The sequence below is a fragment of the Candidatus Williamhamiltonella endosymbiont of Tuberolachnus salignus genome, from assembly GCF_964019775.1.
GTDB classification, from domain to species: Bacteria; Pseudomonadota; Gammaproteobacteria; order Enterobacterales; family Enterobacteriaceae; genus Hamiltonella; species Hamiltonella defendens.
The window spans coordinates 1,074,866-1,094,121 of the sequence record NZ_OZ026471.1 but is presented as its reverse complement, the minus strand read 5'-3'; the positions used below and the strand labels follow the sequence as shown (position 1 = coordinate 1,094,121).

At 40.3% G+C, this 19,256-nt stretch carries 17 protein-coding genes and 2 tRNA genes; 18 read left to right on the top strand and 1 reads right to left on the bottom strand.

The genetic code is table 11. The annotated features are described in order from the left end of the window. The first annotated feature begins 73 nt into the window (after nt 1-73). From gspK to pabB, 6 genes are all read left to right on the top strand, one after another. Nucleotides 74-1,063, top strand: coding sequence for a type II secretion system minor pseudopilin GspK (gene gspK, locus AACL23_RS05205; protein ID WP_174889271.1), 990 nt, complete (start codon nt 74-76; stop codon nt 1,061-1,063). Continuing rightward, nucleotides 1,060-2,316: a type II secretion system protein GspL gene (gene gspL / locus AACL23_RS05200; RefSeq protein ID WP_339050513.1), complete on the top strand. Its 1,257-nt coding sequence runs from the start codon at nt 1,060-1,062 to the stop codon at nt 2,314-2,316. The genes gspK and gspL overlap by 4 nt, the downstream gene beginning before the upstream one ends. Before the next feature lie 10 nt (nt 2,317-2,326). Beyond that, nucleotides 2,327-2,809, top strand: a complete 483-nt coding sequence (gene gspM / locus AACL23_RS05195; RefSeq protein WP_339050511.1) for a type II secretion system protein GspM — start codon at nt 2,327-2,329, stop codon at nt 2,807-2,809. Nucleotides 2,810-2,891: 82 nt separating this feature from the next. Then, nucleotides 2,892-3,290, top strand: coding sequence for a type II secretion system pilot lipoprotein GspS-beta (gene gspS2 / locus AACL23_RS05190; RefSeq protein ID WP_100096772.1), 399 nt, complete (start codon nt 2,892-2,894; stop codon nt 3,288-3,290). Further along, nucleotides 3,287-4,132, top strand: a complete 846-nt coding sequence (locus tag AACL23_RS05185; protein ID WP_339050508.1) for a prepilin peptidase — start codon at nt 3,287-3,289, stop codon at nt 4,130-4,132. Before gspS2 ends, AACL23_RS05185 begins: the two co-directional genes overlap by 4 nt. Nucleotides 4,133-4,183: 51 nt before the next feature. Then, nucleotides 4,184-5,566, top strand: coding sequence for an aminodeoxychorismate synthase component 1 (pabB, locus tag AACL23_RS05180; RefSeq protein ID WP_339050506.1), 1,383 nt, complete (start codon nt 4,184-4,186; stop codon nt 5,564-5,566). A 49-nt stretch (nt 5,567-5,615) separates the two neighbouring features. Here the strand turns inward: pabB and ychF are convergent, their stop codons facing one another. Then, nucleotides 5,616-6,707, bottom strand: coding sequence for a redox-regulated ATPase YchF (gene ychF, locus AACL23_RS05175; protein ID WP_339050504.1), 1,092 nt, complete (start codon nt 6,705-6,707; stop codon nt 5,616-5,618). A gap of 339 nt (nt 6,708-7,046) precedes the next feature. Here ychF and secG point away from each other — a divergent pair, with 339 nt between their 5' ends. The 12 genes from secG to AACL23_RS05120 all read left to right on the top strand — a co-directional run bounded on the left by secG (nt 7,047) and on the right by AACL23_RS05120 (nt 19,210). Then, nucleotides 7,047-7,376 carry a preprotein translocase subunit SecG gene (secG, locus tag AACL23_RS05170; protein ID WP_095033854.1) on the top strand — a complete coding sequence of 110 codons (330 nt, stop codon included), beginning with the start codon at nt 7,047-7,049 and terminating at the stop codon, nt 7,374-7,376. A gap of 74 nt (nt 7,377-7,450) precedes the next feature. Further along, nucleotides 7,451-7,537: transfer RNA gene (locus AACL23_RS05165), tRNA-Leu, on the top strand. Between the two features lie 68 nt (nt 7,538-7,605). Next, nucleotides 7,606-7,682, top strand: a tRNA-Met gene (locus tag AACL23_RS05160). A 275-nt stretch (nt 7,683-7,957) separates the two neighbouring features. Further along, a complete protein-coding gene (gene rimP, locus AACL23_RS05155; protein ID WP_422389643.1) occupies nt 7,958-8,401 on the top strand; it encodes a ribosome maturation factor RimP in 444 nt (147 codons plus the stop codon). 23 nt (nt 8,402-8,424) lie between these two features. Then, the gene (nusA, locus tag AACL23_RS05150; protein WP_339050501.1) at nt 8,425-9,909 is read left to right on the top strand and encodes a transcription termination factor NusA; all 1,485 of its coding nucleotides are present in this window, start codon (nt 8,425-8,427) and stop codon (nt 9,907-9,909) included. 109 nt (nt 9,910-10,018) lie between these two features. Further along, nucleotides 10,019-12,667, top strand: coding sequence for a translation initiation factor IF-2 (gene infB, locus AACL23_RS05145; RefSeq protein ID WP_339050499.1), 2,649 nt, complete (start codon nt 10,019-10,021; stop codon nt 12,665-12,667). 67 nt (nt 12,668-12,734) lie between these two features. Next, complete coding sequence (gene rbfA / locus AACL23_RS05140) at nt 12,735-13,151, top strand: 30S ribosome-binding factor RbfA (protein ID WP_164703705.1); 417 nt, start codon at nt 12,735-12,737, stop codon at nt 13,149-13,151. Continuing rightward, the gene (truB, locus tag AACL23_RS05135) at nt 13,141-14,082 is read left to right on the top strand and encodes a tRNA pseudouridine(55) synthase TruB (RefSeq protein ID WP_012738052.1); all 942 of its coding nucleotides are present in this window, start codon (nt 13,141-13,143) and stop codon (nt 14,080-14,082) included. Before rbfA ends, truB begins: the two co-directional genes overlap by 11 nt. A 249-nt stretch (nt 14,083-14,331) precedes the next feature. Then, the gene (gene rpsO / locus AACL23_RS05130) at nt 14,332-14,601 is read left to right on the top strand and encodes a 30S ribosomal protein S15 (protein ID WP_012738051.1); all 270 of its coding nucleotides are present in this window, start codon (nt 14,332-14,334) and stop codon (nt 14,599-14,601) included. A 158-nt stretch (nt 14,602-14,759) separates the two neighbouring features. Continuing rightward, on the top strand, nt 14,760-16,910 hold the full coding sequence (gene pnp / locus AACL23_RS05125) for a polyribonucleotide nucleotidyltransferase (protein WP_339050496.1): 2,151 nt from the start codon (nt 14,760-14,762) through the stop codon (nt 16,908-16,910). 433 nt (nt 16,911-17,343) lie between these two features. Continuing rightward, a complete protein-coding gene (gene yrbN, locus AACL23_RS10230; RefSeq protein WP_100096765.1) occupies nt 17,344-17,424 on the top strand; it encodes a protein YrbN in 81 nt (26 codons plus the stop codon). Further along, nucleotides 17,414-19,210 carry a DEAD/DEAH family ATP-dependent RNA helicase gene (locus tag AACL23_RS05120; RefSeq protein ID WP_339050494.1) on the top strand — a complete coding sequence of 599 codons (1,797 nt, stop codon included), beginning with the start codon at nt 17,414-17,416 and terminating at the stop codon, nt 19,208-19,210. Before yrbN ends, AACL23_RS05120 begins: the two co-directional genes overlap by 11 nt. The last annotated feature ends 46 nt before the right edge of the window (nt 19,211-19,256 follow it).

The window sequence follows — 19,256 nt, the reverse complement described above, 5'->3', positions numbered from 1 at the left end:
GTTTCATCCGCCCCAAATGCGAACACTGGGTATGGTCGTTTGTCATCGATTTTAGACAGAGCCTCATCAAAAAATGAAAAAATCTCTTCAACAGCCTGGCATGGCACTACTGATGGTATTGATCTTATTGTCCGTGTTTAGTGTATTGGCCCTCGAGATGACTGAACGTTTACAACAGAATATGAGGCGAGTTGAAACTCAAAAATTATCACAACAAGCTTATTGGTACGCCATCGCTGCTGAGTCGCTTGCGATCAGTCAATTGACGCGTAGTTTAGCGCATGAAAAGGAAGTCACTTTGGCACAGGGCTGGGCAAAATCATCCGGAGTTTATCCTCTTAAAGAGGCTTCCATCCGCTTGGAACTCAGTGACTTTCAGACCTGTTTTAATATGAATGCGCTCATAGATCCCTTTTCTCAAAGCAAAAAAAAGCAATCGCCCAGGATACAATTGATAGCTCTGCTTAACATGCTCCATATTCCGCCTTATGAAGCATCGAATATGGCGAATCACATAGTGGAATTCATGAACAAGCCTAAGCCTGAAATTGAGCCTATTGATCCCAAAGTGAACAACAGTTTTATGCTTTCAAAGCCTGCTGTCTCAACGTCAGGGCGTTTTTTAATGGATGAAAGTGAATTACGCGTTGTCAAAGGCATCACAGCCCAAAAATATCGTCTTTTAAAAACATGCATCTGCGTATTACCGACCTCCTCTCAACAGCTCAACCTTAACACCCTTAAACCCGATAAGGCGCAGGTCTTAGCGGCTTTGTTGACGCCCCATCTTTCATTGCGCCAAGCCAAACAGATTCTTCTGGCTCGCCCTGAAAAGGGTTGGCGTGACTTGAACGAGGTATTTCGTCTACCGGAATTAGATGGATTAAACGTCAAAATACAACAAAAGCTTCGTGCTTATCTGACGCTGAGCAGCGATTACTTTATGTTACGCGCTCAAATTAACATGAGTCGGGGAGAGGACTTCGTTTTAAACTCTCTTTTAGCACGCGAAGGTTCAGGCCCATTTTATGTACTCAGACACCAATCAGGAGAATTGGAATGACGGATATCCTGGTGATTCGCTTACCGGAAAAACCAGATCAATCGGTTCACTGGATTCATTATTCCGTCAATGAAGATCTCATTAAAGACTATGGAAAGCTGAATCAAGTCAGTGAACTCACTGAGCTTTCAGCGCTTTCTTTAAGATCTGATATTCAGGTTTTATTACCGGGGCAACAGGTATCGATACAATCGTGCCTTTTACCTAAAAGAGCCGAAAAAAAGATCGATCAAGCCTTACCCGCACTTTTGGAAGACAGCGTAGCAGACAATATTGAACGATTGCATTTTGTGGCATTAGAGGTGGTCAAAGAACGTGTGACTGTTGCTGTGATAGCGCATTCTTACATACAAACCTGCCTGGATTGGTTAGCGCATGCAGGTCTACAGGCAACGCGGATAATACCTGATTGGCTTGCTCTGCCTTACCAAGAAGGAGAAACCACGGCGGTCAAATTAGGAAACGACTGGTTATTCAGAGAGGGAAGCTATCAAGGTTTTACACTTGAACAGGAATGCTTACCTATCTTGTATCTCGTAAAAGCAGAGCAAGATCAGACGCGTGATAGCACACTCAACCAAAATATCCGTAGTTTTAGTTCTCCTCCTGAAGATTCTTCTTTTTTTTGGCAAGCAGGGAATCTAATCCCTGCTCTTACAGTATTGGCAAGAGGATGTCTTTCTCCCAACATCACATTACTCTCAGGGCCTTACAGACAAAACAAGAGAATCCGTATGCCTTTATTAAAAGGGGCGGCAGCGGCCTGCATGGCGATCCTTTGTTTTGTTATTTTATCTGTCATAGAGAAGGGATTGATATTCCATCGCTTAACACAGGAAATCAAAAAAACGCAAATCAAAGCAGAACAGGCTTATCAAGCCTTATTCCTCAAGCCACAAAAAGTGGTCAATCTGAAAGCACAATTTAACGCTTTAACAAATCAGATGAAATCACAGCCCAAAGTGCCTCATCTGATGGATTTTTTGGCTCAAATTGCGATCGGAATCGCAAATATGCGTATTCAACCAAGAGATATGCATTGGTTTGCGTTAAGATACGCTCGGGAGCATCACTCATTATATTTGCAGATCGGAGTCAATCATTTTTCTGAATTCGAACAGTTACGCAATGGTCTTTCAGAAAAATTTATAGTGGAACAAGGCGTTTTGGTACAAGAAAAAAAACGAGTTAATAGCACCTTCACCTTAAAAAACAAAACCGTGGAAGCGAATCATTTAAAAGTAACCAAATGAAGATCATAAGATGAAACAAAGATGGCATCATTTATCATTAAGAGAACGTTATTTTTTGATAGGAGGAGTATTTTGTCTTCTCACATTTTTGTCTTACTCGCTTGTTTGGCACCCCTTACAAAAAAAAATCTTACTGGCACAAAAAAAGCTTGAGCAACATCGTCAGTTATTACATCAAATTCATTTGGCTAAACCGGCACTGAAAGAATGGCTAAACCGAAGACATCAAAAAGCCATTTTACCTGATGAAAGTCTGTCGAACATAGTGCATCAGAGTGCGGCTCAGGCGGGTATGGAAATCATTAAAATGCAAGAGGAAGAAAAAGCATTACGGGTTTGGATCGCTGAGGTGTCTTTTAAAAAATTAGTTTCTTGGTTATTCGATCTGCAATATCGGCACGGTATACAAACCGCTTATCTTGACCTGATTGAGACTGGCATTCCAGGGATAGTAGAGGTGCAGCGTTTAGAATTCATCAGAGATGTCAAATAAGGTTTCCGTGCCCCTAAAATTTACCGCCCTATTTTATGGATTTTCAACAGGTTGAATGGGTTTTTAAGCTAATGGAGTGCTGATGTTTTATCAATTGATATTTTTTTTATTGATTTTTATTTTAAATGGATGTGTTAAACCTGTCGCCATCGATCCTGCGAGCACACTTGCCAAAAAACAGGTCGATAAAATCAGACCATATCTTCCTGTCAAAAGTGGGCACTATGTGCTGATGATGGCCCACCATCAGGCTAACAAAATCAACATGATATTTATGCAGGAACAGGGCGCTGAATTTACAAAGTCACCGGATCAATTTTTAGAAGAATATAAAAAACAGTTATGTGCTTCAAACGAGATTTTAAATGTGCTCCAGCAAAATGTTCAGTATGACATGAGTATCAGTGGAAGTTGGAATAAGCCGCTTGCAAGGATGAGTTTATCTTATAAAGACTGCCTCTATAAGACAGAAAAGCCATGATGATTCAGTTAAAAATGCTGGAAAATATGCCTTTTATCTTTGTGGTCATTTTTATTTTTGGTCTTGTGATCGGCAGTTTTTTAAATGTCGTTATTTACCGATACCCTAAAATGCTCGAACACGCCTGGCGCCTTGAAGCCCAAAATGAGTTGGGGATCCCCTCTAAAAAAACAGAACGTTTTGATTTCATTTTACCTCCTTCGCACTGTATTGAATGTCAAACCCCTTTGCGTTTTTACGATAAGATCCCTTTGCTCTCTTGGTTATATTTAAAAGGCCAATGTCGATTTTGTCGAAAAAAGATTGCTCTTCGTTATCCAGCAGTAGAGTTATTCACTGGGATTGCATTTACCCTTCCGGTGATGTTTTGGGGGCTTTCTTTTTGGAGTATGGCGATAATGGGATGCAGCGTCTTATTGATTATTCTCAGTTTGATTGACGTCGATCATCTTTGGCTTCCGAATTCTTTAAATTACGCTTTACTTTGGCTTGGCCTCTTGGTGGCTTTACTGGGTTACAGCCCCCTGAATTTATCCCAGGCTGTCAGCGGTGTCATGATCGGGTATTTCTCATTATGGAGCCTATATTGGGGGTTTAAATTTCTTTCTGGCCGAGAAGGGCTAGGATCGGGGGATTTTTTACTATTTGGTGCTTTAGGGGCGTGGGTTGGAGTGCAAAATCTGATTTATGTCGCTTTAATCTCGTCATTCTCGGGCATACTATTTACTTTATTGTCTGGGCGCACAAAAGACAAGATCCCATTTGGGATTTGGCTGGCTCTGGGTGGTTGGTCGGTATTACTGTTTCCAGGTTTTATGGGGCTGCTTTCAAAATCGACTTAGGATCTCAACAGAGATTTTTTTATTTTTAACAACCTATTTGATGTTTATCACATGATTTTTAAAAAATTAAATTATCAACCCGATGCTCTTTTACAGTATTTTTCTTCTTTTTCAGGGCAGCCTTGGGCTGTTTTACTCCATTCTGGATTTGCTCAACACGCTCATAATCGCTTTGATATCATGGCCGCAGATCCGCTGGTGACTTTAACGACTTCAGAAAAAAATACAGAAATTGTTCGTCACCTTCATATGGCATCTGATGTGATTGAAAAAAGCGAGCTCGATCCTTTTATGCTTTTAAAGCAAGAGTTAAATAAGTTGAATTTGACAGCAGAACCACAGTCTGATTTGCCTTTTCTTGGAGGTGCACTGGGGCTTTTTGGATATGATCTTGGGCGCAGAATTGAACGATTACCAGAAAAAAATCAGAAGGATATCGATTTGCCTGATATGGCGATAGGTATATATGACTGGGCTTTGATTGCTGATCATCACAAAAAAAAGTTGACTTTAGTTTGCCATAACCATATTGAGCTACGTTTACAATGGTTGGAAGAACAAAAAAATAAAGCCTCTCACTTTATTCAACCTTTTAAACTCCATTCAGACTGGCAAAGCAGTATGTCTCGCGAAGCATATGGTCAAAAATTTCGCCAGATAAAAAAATATTTACATCAGGGTGATTGTTACCAAATTAATCTTGCTCAGCGTTTCAGTGCAGATTATCAAGGTGATGAATGGCAAGCGTTTTTGCATTTAAGCCAAAACAATCAAGCTCCTTTTTCTGCTTTTATGCGTTTACCTAACAATACGGTCCTCAGCTTATCGCCAGAACGTTTTTTATATTTAAAAAATCATCACATTCAAACAAGGCCTGTCAAAGGTACTTTGCCTCGCTTGCCAGACAAGGCGCAGGACGAGCAACAAGCTTCTCGATTAGCCTCATCTAAAAAAGATCGGGCTGAGAATTTAATGATTGTTGATTTGCTGCGTAATGATATCGGGCGAGTGGCGCAACCAGGTACGGTAAAAGTGCCTGAGCTCTTTGTGGTTGAGACCTTTCCGGCGGTACATCATTTGGTGAGCACCATAGCAGCCAGGCTGCGTCAGGAATATACCTGTACTGATTTATTGCGGGCGTGTTTTCCTGGAGGTTCAGTGACTGGGGTTCCTAAAGTGCGGGCCATGGAAATTATCGAAGAACTTGAGCCTCATCGTCGTAATCTGTATTGCGGTAATATGGGGTATATCAGTCTCTGTGGCACCATGGACACCAATATCACCATCCGTACTTTATTAACAGAACGAGGAAAAATTCATTGTTGGGCGGGAGGAGCCATTGTTGCTGATAGTGAAGAGCAGGCAGAATATCAAGAAACATTGGATAAAATTGCACGAATACTGCCACAGTTGAAAACTGGGTTGAATAAATAAAAAAGAGGATACTCAAATATCCTCTTACAGTAAGAGGTTTGAATTTCATCTAAACATTAAATAAAAAATTCATGATATCCCCGTCTTGCACGATATAATTTTTGCCTTCTGAACGTATTTTGCCGAATTCTTTTGCCCCCTGTTCGCCCTGAAAAGCGATAAAATCACTAAAAGAAATGGTTTGAGCCCGGATAAATCCCTTTTCGAAATCGGTATGGATTTTACCCGCGGCCTGGGGTGCGGTTGCCCCGATAGGAATTGTCCAGGCGCGCACTTCTTTAACACCGGCAGTAAAATAAGTCTGTAAATTCAACAATTGATATCCTGCTCGAATCACTCGATTTAAACCGGGCTCTGTAAGCCCCATGTCAGCCATAAATGCTGGACGTTCTGCTTCTTCCAGTTCAATCAGATCGGCTTCTATTGCAGCACAGACAGACACCACAACGGCTTTTTCTTTTTCTGCAATCTGATAAACCTTATCTAAATGAGGATTATTTTCAAACCCGTTTTCATCGACGTTAGCAATATACATAGTTGGTTTTAAGGTTAAAAAATCAAGATAAGCCACCGTATTTTTTTCTTCTTTTGTTAAATCGAGAGTGCGTAGCATCTTTCCTGGTTTCAAAAAACTTAAACATTTTTCTAACGTTGTTGATTCTATCTTAGCGGATTGATCTCCCCCTTTTGCTTTCTTTTGAATCCGATCAAGTGCACGTTCACAGGTTTCCAAATCAGACAAAGCCAATTCTGTATTGATAATATCGATGTCTTCGCCAGGATTGACTCTGCCTGCAACATGAATAATATTATCGTCATCAAAGCATCGAACTACCTGTGCAATAGCCTCAGTTTCACGAATGTGGCTTAAAAACTGGTTTCCTAAACCATCGCCCTTGGAGGCGCCTTTCACTAGCCCGGCGATATCCACAAACTCCATATGGGTATGCACAACACTTTTAGGCTGAATAATCGCTTCGAGCTGCTCAAGTCGAAGATCTGGGACGGGCACAATCCCCTTATTGGGTTCTATGGTACAAAAAGGAAAGTTGGCAGCTTCAATACCCGCCTGTGTTAATGCATTAAAAAGAGTGGATTTTCCTACATTAGGCAAACCCACAATCGCACATTTAAATCCCATGCTTTAAATACCTTTTAGATGAATAAAGAAAAATAATTTTTTATTTAAAAATACATTGATTATATATGTTTACATCATCCTTGGTAAGAGAACAGGTTGGAGTGACAGGGTACAATAATACGAATCATAGGCTCTATGTTGAGATATGATTGTTAAATTTAAAAGAATGAAAGTGGATCTCACTTCGTGAGATTAAATAAATGGGTATTGCTTGTGTTCAACACTTTCGTTAGTATGCACCGCCCGTTAAATCAGATCTTTGGCCTCGGTTAAATAGATCCGATAAAAGATGTTTTCAGGCGATCTAAAAAACAAGTACAAGGATAAAACATAAAAAATATGTATCATGCACTCTTGATATTTTTTCTTTTAATTTCAATACTTTTAGTCGGCTGCATTATGTTACAACAGGGTAAAGGGACCGATGTTGGCGCATCTTTTGGTGTAGGCGCATCAACCAGTTTATTTGGTTCCAACGGTTCCGGAAATTTTATGACCCGTATGACCTCAGTATTGGCCACTTTATTTTTTATAATCAGCCTTATTTTAGGCAATATTGCGACCAATAAAAAAAGTGAGTGGGAAAATTTGAATCAGCCCGAGAAATCAGGGCAGGCGAAAAAAACAGAAAATCCTGTTAATAAGCCTCAGACAGATATCCCACAATAATTTATTAGAAAAAATACGACAATGAATGGATGCCTTTTTCGAATTTTTCAATTTGAAGTTGTTATAAAGACCCTGCCGTGGTGGTGGAATTGGTAGACACGCTACCTTGAGGTGGTAGTGCTCAATTGAGCTTACGGGTTCAAGTCCCGTCCTCGGTACCATCTAAAATAAGCATTTCAAATGACTTGCTTTTTAGTTGTTAGCCACGTACTATCTTCACGCTCTTGAACGCGGGATGGAGCAGTCTGGTAGCTCGTCGGGCTCATAACCCGAAGGTCGTTGGTTCAAATCCAGCTCCCGCAACCAATTTATTTTTTTAGCCTGTTAAGGGGCAAAAAAATCCAGTTATAAAGCCCCGAGTTTCGGGGTTTTTTGTTATCTAAAAGCAAGTTTATCGAGATTTTTAGCTGTTTCTCGGTGTTTCATAAACACCTCGGCTTTCAGGGTAGCGATATCAGGCACAGGTTTTGACCTAACCGGCTGGTTTTCTATTGAGCAGCCCCCGCTTTGCCTGTGTAGAAATCGTGCAGCCAAGCCCTTCTTTGGAACAGAAACCTACTGAGGAGCGTTGGCTTGTCTATATTAGTAAAAAAATTAAAAAAATTATTACAGCCCCGGTTGAAGGATTAGGCTATGAATTAGTTGGGATTGAGTTTATTCAAAGTCGCCAATCGGTATTGCGTATTTATATAGATCATGAAGAAGGGATCACTGTTGATTCCTGTTCTGATGTCAGCAAAGAAGTCAGTTCGGTATTGGATGTTGAAGACCCCATAACTGTTCCATATAACCTGGAAATTTCTTCTCCAGGTCTTGATCGTCCGCTTTTTACTGCCAGGCATTACGCTCAATTTATCGGTGAAAAAGTGAATCTGATGTTACGAATGGCCATTCAAAATCAGCGTAAATGGCAAGGCATTATTAAATCCGTTGATGGTGAATCAATCATTGTTGCTGTTAATCAAAAAGATGAAGTGTTCGCACTAAGCAACATTCAGAAAGCAAATTTGGTACCCCACTTCTAAGGGCTTGGATGAGGCAACTAGTTATGAATAAAGAAATTTTAGCTGTTGTAGAAGCCGTCTCAAACGAAAAATCTCTTCCTCGCGAAAAAATTTTTGAGGCATTAGAAAGCGCATTGGCGACAGCAACAAAAAAAAAATATGATCAAGACGTTGAAGTTCGTATCAACATTAATCGTAAAACCGGTGATTTTGATACTTTTCGTCGTTGGCTCGCCGTTGATATTGTGACATCACCCACACGAGAAATCACTTTAGAAGCGGCTCAGTTTCAAGATTCTCAAATTCAGCTCGGTGATTATGTTGAAGATCAAATTGAATCTGTCATTTTTGATCGAATTACAACACAAACAGCCAAACAGGTCATAGTACAAAAAGTCAGAGAGGCTGAGAGAGCGATGCTCGTTGAGCAGTTTCGTCAACATCAGGGGAAAATTGTCACCGGCGTAGTAAAAAAAGCGACTCGTGAAAATATTTATCTTGATCTGGGCAATAATACCGAAGGCATTATTGGTCGTGAAGACATGTTGCCAAGAGAAAATATTCGTACAGGTGATCGTATTCGTGGTGTTTTGTATGATGTTCGTCCTGAAGCACGAGGGGCTCAATTGTTTATCAGTCGTTCACGCCCAGAAATGCTGATAGAGTTATTTCGTATTGAAGTCCCTGAAATTGGCGAAGAATTGATTGAAATCAAGGCCGCTGCGAGAGATCCTGCTTCTAGAGCGAAAATTGCAGTAAAAAGTAATGATAAACGTATTGACCCTGTGGGCGCTTGTGTAGGAATGAGAGGGGCTCGTGTGCAAGCTGTTTCCACTGAATTGGGCGGTGAACGTATCGATATTATTTTATGGGATGATAATCCTGTTCAGTTTGTCATTAACGCAATGGCACCTGCAGAGGTGGTTAGTGTCACCATAGATGAAGATAAGCATACAATGGATATTGCTGTTGAAGCTACTCACTTGGCTCAAGCGATTGGACGTAATGGGCAAAATGTGCGTTTGGCTTCACGACTCAGTGGTTGGGAATTAAATGTGATGACGGCAGAAGAACTGCAGTCAAAAAATCAAGCTGAAGTCGACTCTATTGTACATACTTTTATTCAACACCTTAATATTGATAAAGAATTTGCTGAAGTTTTAATTGAAGAAGGTTTGTCTTCTTTAGAAGAATTGGTTTGTGTCCCTATTGAGGAGCTATTAGAGATAGAAGGGCTTGACGAAGAAACGGTTAATGCATTGCGTGATCGAGCCAAAAAAACATTAACCACCCTTGCCTTGGCAGAAAATTTTAGTGGTAACTCCCCCTCTGATGATTTATTAAATTTACCCAATATGGATTCTAAAATTGCCTTTAGATTATCTGCATCTGGCATATCCACACTGGAAGATCTGGCTGAGCAGTCTATTGACGATTTGGCTGATATTGAGGGTCTGAGTAATGATAAGGCCGGTGAGCTGATTATGGCTGCCCGTGGAATTTGTTGGTTTAGCGATGATAATACCTAAACATTTATCCAGAATTTTTAAATTTTCACGCAACATCAACGGAAATGACTTGATTTTAATGAGCTTAAAAAATAATACGCAATAAACTTGTAGTTTAGGAAGGAATAGCATGACAGATGTAACCGTAAAATCGCTGGCAGAAGAAATTAAAACTTCCGTTGATCGTTTAGTGCAACAATTTTTTGATGCAGGGATCAAAAAATCTCAAACGGATACTGTAACCCAGCAAGAAAAAGAAAAATTACTGGCGCACCTTAATCGTCAACAGGGCACCGTGGGTAATCAGCTTACTTTGCAACGAAAAACCCGTAGTGTTTTAAATATTCAAGTCACTGGCGGAAAAAGTAAAACTGTGCATATTGAGGTACGTAAAAAACGTACTTATGTTAATCCATCTGTCACAAAGCCAGAAGCGCCGCTTCCAGAAGAGGAAAACGCTCAAATACCCAAAATAACAAAAAACACATTTTCTCAAGAATCACTCAATAAAACGTCTCCTCAAAAATCGCTTAAAACTAAAGCCATTGAAAAAGCAAAAATTGAATCCCCCAAAAAAGAACGCCATTCTCTTAAAGAAAAACAGAAAAAAGAAGCTCAATCTGAAAAAGCGCGGCGTGAAGCAGAAGCCTCATCGCTGAAGCGTTTTGCCGAAGAAGAAGTCAGGCGTAAAGTCGAAGAGGAAGCAAAGCGTGTTGCCGAACAAGCTCGAAAAATGGCCATTGAAAATGAAGCCAAGTGGTCAGAGCTGGTGGCAGATCAAATTGATTCGGTGGATTACCATGTAACAACTTCAGAACACGCTCGTGCTGCAGAAGACGAAAATGACGCTAAAGTTGAAGGGGATCGACGTAGTCGTCATCGTGGGACTAAAACAACAAAACAGAAAAAGACCAATAAACTCTCAGAGTCCAAAACGGATCGTGAAGAAGCCAGAGCAGTCGTTCGAAAAAGCAAACGTAAGCCAAGTGCCCTACAACAGAGCTTTAATAAGCCTGTGGTCGCTCTTAATCGTGATGTCGTGATTGGTGAAACCATCAGTGTTGCTGAATTAGCCAATAAAATGGCCGTTAAAGGTTCTCAAGTCATTAAGGCCATGATGAAATTGGGCGCTATGGCAACAATTAATCAAGTCATAGATCAAGAAACCGCACAATTGGTAGCAGAAGAAATGGGTCATAAAGTGATCCTGAGACGGGAAAATGAGCTAGAAGAAGCTTTAATGAGTGATAGAGATACCGGTGTTTTAACAGTACATCGTGCACCTGTTGTGACTATTATGGGTCATGTTGATCACGGGAAAACCTCATTACTCGATTATATTCGCTCAACGAAGGTAGCCACAGGAGAAGCGGGCGGAATTACGCAACATATTGGGGCTTATCACGTTGAAACAGAAAATGGCATGATCACTTTTTTAGATACTCCAGGACATGCTGCTTTTACGTCTATGAGAGCTCGAGGTGCCCAGGCAACGGATATCGTTGTATTAGTGGTCGCGGCCGATGATGGGGTTATGCCTCAAACTATTGAAGCGATTCAGCATGCTAAAGCTGCCAAAGTTCCGGTGGTAGTCGCGGTCAATAAAATAGATAAAGCAGAAGCGGACCCCGATCGTGTTAAAAAAGAGCTGATACAACATGGTATTCAGCCTGAAGAATGGGGTGGAGATTCTCAATTCATTCATGTATCTGCAAAAGTAGGAACAGGTATTGACGATCTTCTCAACGCTATCTTATTACAAGCAGAAGTCCTTGAGCTAAAAGCCGTAAAAAGCGGTATGGCCAATGGAGTGGTTATAGAGTCTTTCTTAGACAAAGGCCGTGGTCCAGTGGCAACAGTATTAGTACAAAAAGGTACTCTAAATAAGGGAGATATTGTTTTATGTGGCTTTCAATACGGCAGAGTGCGTGCAATGCGTAATGAATTAGGCCGTGAAGTGATTTCTGCTGGCCCCTCTATCCCAGTAGAAATTCTTGGGTTGTCCAGTGTTTCTTCTGCAGGAGATGCTGTGACTGTTGTTCGTGATGAGAAAAAAGCGCGTGAAGTTGCTTTGTATCGACAGGGTAAATTTCGTGAAATCAAGCTGGCTCGCCAACAGAAATCAAAACTTGAGAATATGTTTGATAGCCTGAGGGAAGGTGAAATTTCAGAATTAAATATTGTATTAAAGTCTGATGTACAGGGTTCTTGTGAAGCCATCAGAGAGGCATTACAAAAATTGTCGACAGATGAAGTGAAAATTAAAATCATTGGTTCAGGTGTGGGAGGTATTACAGAAACAGATGCGACTTTAGCAGCAGCATCCAACGCGATTATTCTGGGCTTTAATGTTCGCGCTGATGCGGCAACGCGTCGTTTAGTAGAAGCAGAAAACTTAAATTTACGTTACTACTCTGTCATTTATAATTTGCTTGATGAAGTTAAACAAGCCATGAGTGGCATGCTTTCACCCAAATATGAACAAAAAATTATTGGTCTTGCAGAGGTTCGTGACGTATTTAAATCTCCGAAATTTGGGGCCATTGCTGGTTGTATGGTTGTTGAAGGCCTGATTAAACGCAGCAGTCCTATTCGTGTACTCCGTAATAATGTGGTCATCTATGAGGGTGAACTAGAATCTTTACGTCGTTTCAAAGATGACGTGAACGAAGTACGTAATGGAATAGAATGTGGTATTGGAGTGAAAAATTATGATGTGCAAGTGAATGATACGATTGAAGTTTTTGAAATAATTGAAATTAAAAGAACTATTTCTTAAAAAGATACAACATGAGCAATATCTCTCTCAATGAGCTTGTTAAACCTCAATTTATTTGGAGACGAATATCATGAAAGAATTTAGTCGTGCTCAACGTGTTTCTCACGAGATACAAAAAGAAATTGCCCTCATCCTTCAACGTGAAATTAAAGATCCAAGAGTTGGAATGGTCACCGTTTCCAGCGTTAAAATGTCTCGTGACTTAGCCTATGCAAAAATTTTTGTGACGTTTCTCAATGATTTAACAGAAAATATGGCTCCAGATCATCATCATGCAGATGGGATTAAGGCTCTTCAGGAAGCTTCTGGCTATATCCGAGTATTATTGGGGAAAGCAATGTGCCTACGAATCGTGCCGCACCTGACTTTTATTTATGATGACTCGTTAATCGAAGGCATACGTATGTATAACTTAGTCACTCATGCTACCAAGTCGGATCAAAAACATCAAAAAACTGACAGTAACATCAAAAATGAAATCTAAACGCCGACACTCCGGTCGTGATGTTAATGGGATTTTATTATTAGATAAGCCCAAAAATTTTTCCTCAAATCAAGTTTTACAAAAAGTGAAATCTCTCTTTGCTGCCCGTCGTGCAGGGCATACAGGTGCATTAGACCCTTTAGCAACAGGCATGTTGCCGATTTGCCTCGGTGAGGCCACTAAATTTTCGCCATTTTTGCTTAATGCGGATAAACGCTATCGAGTGACTGCTTATCTGGGTCATAAAACAGAAACCTCTGATGCTGAAGGCAGCGTTATTAACAAACGAGAAATCACATTTACGCAACCTCAGTTAGAAGAAGCCCTGGAAAAATTTAGGGGGCCTATTTTACAAATACCTTCTATGTATTCTGCATTAAAACATCAAGGAAGACCTCTATATGAATATGCACGTCAAGGAGTGACATTAGATCGTGAAGCTCGGCGCATTACCGTATTTGATTTACAATGTCTTCGTTGGGAGGGGCATGAACTAGAACTTGAAATTCACTGTTCCAAGGGCACCTATATTAGAACAATAGTAGACGATTTAGGCGAAGTATTGGGCTGCGGTGCTTATGTCAGCGATCTTCGTCGTTTACAGGTAGCAGATTACACGCATGACTCCATGGTGACATTAGAAAAACTCGAAGAACTGACATTGAAAAATAATACTTTAGGCTCTGCAATAGATTTATTGCTATTGCCGATTGAGAGCACTGCTTTACACCTTCCAGAAGTTAACTTAGAATCTGGCGCTGCTGCTTGTATTAAACAAGGTCAGCCTGTTTCATTTTTTGACAATCCTACCGACACCATGGTACGCCTCACTGAAGGTGGTGAGCGTCATTTTATTGGTATTGGTATTATTGATGCTCATGGCCGAATCGCGCCAAAACGTTTATTAAGAAATGTTTCAGATGCTTTATAACACGTCATAAAATCACGTTATTTTTGACATTCAATAACAAGATGCTCAATAAAAGCCACCATGGTTGTTCGTCTTACAATCAATGATTTTGATCAATCAAAATGCATTTGGCTATGATGTATCAGAAATGCCCTACTGCTTTAAGAAGGGAGAATATCAACACAAAATAGAATGGCACAAAGCTTGATGTAGTCAATTTCTGAATTAGAGATCGGGTCCATTCTATTACATTTTTTGAGGTTAAAAATTATGTCTCTAAATGCTGAACAAAAAGCCAAAGTAGTGCTTGAGCATGGTAGTTCTGCTCATGATACAGGTTCTACTGAAGTTCAAGTTGCTCTGTTGACACTAAGAATTAATGATTTGCAAAAACATTTTTTAGAACATAAAAAAGATCATCATAGCCGCAGGGGTCTCTTGCGCATGGTCTCTCAGCGTCGTAAGTTGCTTGATTATTTAAAAAAACGAAATATATCCAAATATACAGATCTGATACAATCCTTAGGTCTACGTAAATAATGCAGAAAATAATCACATTAAAGGGGGCCAATCGGCCCCTTTTTCTACAGTTTATCTAATATATCAATTTTATCGTTTATCGCTTTCTGATACTGATTTAGAAATAAGCATCATAAAAAAATTTCACACCGCCTATTATATAAGAAAAGGATACTATTTTGTTCACTCCGACTATCTGTAGATTTGATTACGGGCAGCTCAAAGTCACCATAGAAACGGGCATGATGGCCCGCCAGGCTACGGCCGCTGTAATGGTAATCATTGAAGGTACTGCCGTTTTGGTTACTGTCGTCGCCCAAAAAGAGGCCAAACCTGGACAAACATTTTTCCCTTTAAGCGTACATTATCAAGAACGTAGCTATGCTGTTGGCCGTATTCCCAGTAATTTTTTTCGACGTGAAACTCGCCCAAACGAAGGGGAAACTTTAACTTCTCGTTTAATTGATCGTCCTATCAGACCTCTATTTCCTAAAGATTTTTTAAATGAAGTACAGGTCATAGCGACGGTCGTTTCTGTGAATCCGAAGGTGAATCCAGATATCGTTGCCATGATAGGCGCCTCTGCTGTATTAAGCTTATCCGGTATCCCATTTCATGAGCCTATAGGCGCTGCCCGGGTTGGATTTATCAATGGGGCGTATGTGCTTAATCCTACTCCTGAAGAGTTAAAACAAAGTGATTTAAATTTAGTGGTTGCCGGTACAAAAAACGCAGTCTTAATGGTTGAATCAGAAGCCAATATTTTAACTGAAGAGCAAATGTTAGGCGCTATTATTTTTGGTCATGAGCAGCAGCAGATCGTCATTGAAAGCATCAATGATCTGGTGAAAAAGGCAGGTAAATTAAAATGGCCTTTTACACCTAAAATTGTGGATGAAAAATTGAGATCCTGTATTACAGAAGAAGATAAAAAAGATTTAAGCAACGCTTATCTTATTACCGATAAACAAGAACGTTACGCTAAATTGAATGAGATAAAAACAAATATTATTGAAAGGATTTTAAAAGAAAACGAAACTGTAAATGCGGAGCAAATTCAAGATATTCTTTACGATTTTGAGAAAAATCTCGTGCGGCAACGTATCTTAAAAGACGAGCCTCGTATTGATGGTCGTGATAAGGATATGATTCGGGCTTTACACGCTTGTACAGGTATTTTACCCCGTACACACGGGTCGGCATTATTTACTCGTGGTGAAACTCAAGCATTGGTCACAACGACTTTGGGTACCTCGCGTGATCTTCAAACAATAGATGATCTGATGGGCGAACGCTCAGATTCTTTTCTATTTCATTATAATTTCCCGCCTTATTCTGTGGGAGAAACAGGCATGCTTGGCTCACCTAAACGACGCGAAATCGGTCATGCTCGTTTAGCAAAAAGAGCATTGATGGCTGTGATGCCGAATATAGAAGAGTTTCCTTACACTGTTCGGGTGGTTTCAGAAATTACAGAATCGAACGGTTCTTCTTCGATGGCCTCGGTCTGTGGTGCTTCTCTTGCCCTTATGGATGCAGGTGTGCCTATCAAATCTGCCGTTGCAGGTATCGCTATGGGGCTCGTCAAAGAAGAGGATAAATTTGTTGTGTTATCTGATATTTTAGGCGATGAAGATCATCTCGGTGATATGGATTTTAAAGTAGCAGGGACTTCTGAAGGCATTACTGCATTGCAAATGGATATGAAAATTGAAGGTATTACACCTGAAATTATGCAATCTGCTTTGCATCACGCAAAAGCGGCACGTTTACATATTTTGAGTGTGATGAATCAGGTCATTAGTTCAGCGAGTTCTACCATCTCTCAGTATGCCCCTCATATCTACAATATAAAAATCAATCCTGAAAAAATTAAAGATGTTATCGGTAAAGGGGGAGCGGTGATCCGTGCGCTATCTGATGAAACGGATACCAAGATTGACATTTCAGATGATGGCAATATTACTATTGCTGCGTTAAGTCAAAAAAGTGCTGCCTTTGCTCAACAACGCATCGAAGAAATTACAGCCAATATTGAAGTGGGGCGCATTTATCAAGGAACAGTAACCCGGATTGCAGATTATGGTGCTTTTGTTTCGATTGCCTCTGCTAAAGAAGGGTTGGTTCATATTTCGCAGATCGCTGAAGGTAGGGTAGAAAAAGTAACAGATCATTTAAAATTAAAGCAACAGGTATCAGTCAAAGTTTTAGAGATTGATCGCCAAGGCCGTATTCGTTTAAGCATCAAAGATGCTATAGCGGATACTTCTGAACATAAAATAGAAGATACTCCTGTTGATTCCTCTTTCGAAGAATCGCAGAAACAGTAAAAATTTTTTAAATTAATTTAGGGTAGGCGCATTCAATAAAAGCGCATAACAGGGCGCCAAATTAAGTGCAGCTTTTATATCAGAGAGGAGTGCTGTATAATACGGCCCCTTTGTTTCTGATTGTTTGAACGTAATTCTTTTTTAAGGATTGGAGATTTCCTGATAGATTTTAAAAATTTAACTATTTTAAGAATTTAGGAACTCATTTAACACAGACACAAATTTTGATACTGTCTATGAAGCCTTCGATGTGAATTGTCAGGATTGGCACTGATGGGTCAAAAACAGGCGCATTTATTAGAGGGTAAAGCATTAAAAACAAAACTAAATACGCCCCCAACTGATTTATTTTTGTTTTACCCCTAACTATATACCTAACTAGTAGATCATTGTTATTTTTTATAATTTAATTTGAGCCAGTTCACACTTTTCAATGAAAATCATTCCATTTTTTTTCGACAAGTTATGTAGACTGGCCGCCATTTTTAATGAGGCATTTTTACATGACGATTGAGTTACCTATCTCTTTTTCTAAATTGGGGCTGTCCCCATCTATTCTTTCTGCTCTTACTGATTTAGGATACGAAAAACCTTCTCCTATCCAATTGGAATGCATTCCGCATCTGCTAAACGGTTCTGATGTGCTCGGAATGGCACAAACCGGAAGCGGAAAAACAGCGGCTTTTGGTTTACCTCTTTTACAGAATATTAAACCTGATATCAAAGCCCCTCAAATTCTGGTGTTAGCACCTACCCGTGAACTCGCTGTTCAAGTTGCTCAAGCATTAACCAATTTTTCCAAGTATATGAAAGGCATTAACGTATTAGCACTTTATGGGGGGCAACCGTATCACGTTCAATTAAAAGCTTTACGTCAAGGACCACAGATTGTGGTGGGTACCCCAGGGCGTTTATTAGATCACCTAAAACGAGGCACTTTGAATTTATCTTCGTTGACAGGTCTGGTATTGGATGAAGCTGATGAAATGCTGCGTATGGGATTTATAGAAGATGTGGAAAACATCCTGGCTAAAATCCCCGCCGAACATCAAACAGCACTTTTCTCCGCGACTATGCCAGACGCCATTCGCCGCATTACTCGCCGTTTCATGAAAGAGCCAAAAGAAGTTCGCATTCATTCTAATGTCACCACTAAACCTGATATCAATCAAAGTTACTGGCCTGTGTTTGGTATGCGTAAAAATCAAGCTTTGGTTCGTTTTTTAGAAGTAGAAGATTTTGATGCTGCTATTATTTTTGTACGAACAAAAAACGCTACACTGGAAGTCGCAGAAGCATTGGAAGACAGTGGTTATAACAGTGCGGCGTTAAACGGTGATATGAACCAATCTTTACGTGAACAAACTTTAGAGCGATTAAAAGATGGTCGTTTAGATATTTTAATTGCTACTGATGTAGCCGCAAGAGGCTTGGACGTTGATCGTATTAGTCTTGTTGTTAATTATGATATTCCCATGGATTCTGAGTCTTATGTTCACCGTATTGGTCGTACAGGAAGAGCCGGTAGGGCGGGGCGGGCCTTGTTATTTGTTGAAAATCGCGAGCGCCGTTTATTAAAAAATATTGAACGTGTTATAAAACAGCCTATTCCGGAGATTCAGTTACCCAAGGCAGAATTACTCAGCCAACGTCGATTAGAAAAATTTGCCGCTACAGTCAGACAACACATTGAAAGCAGTGATTTGGAAATGTATAAAACTTTGCTGAAAAAATTACGGCCAGAAGAACCATTTGATTTAGAAATGATTGCAGCCGCTTTGCTAAAAATGGCCCAGAGTGAGCGTCCGTTAATTTTACCGCCAGATCCTGTTCGTTCAGCGCGTCGCGAATGTCATGAAAGAGAGGTCCGTTCAACTCATCGCTGGCGTGATTATCGTGACTCGTCTGAACGCCCTTGTTACCGAGAACGACGCGATATTGGAGAAATGCAACTGTATCGTATCGAAGTGGGTCGTAATGATGGTGTAGAGATTCGTCACATAGTGGGGGCCATTGCAAATGAAGGTGATATCAGCAGCCGTTATATTGGCAACATCAGCTTGTTTCCCTCCCATTCGACCATCGAGCTGCCAAAAGAAATGCACAAAAACATTGTGTCTCATTGCACTCGTACACATATTCTCAATAAGCCTATCAATATTAAACTTTTAGGTGATTGTCCGCAGGAGCGACGGGAACGTCGCCCATCATCAGAGAGGCGATCAACTCGTTCACTCAGCGATCAAAATCGTCCGTATGATGCTCAGCATCGTCGTTCATTCGCAGGAGTGGCTCGTTAAAAAATATGACCTCTGTGTCTGATTGATATCCATCCTAAAAAGAGGG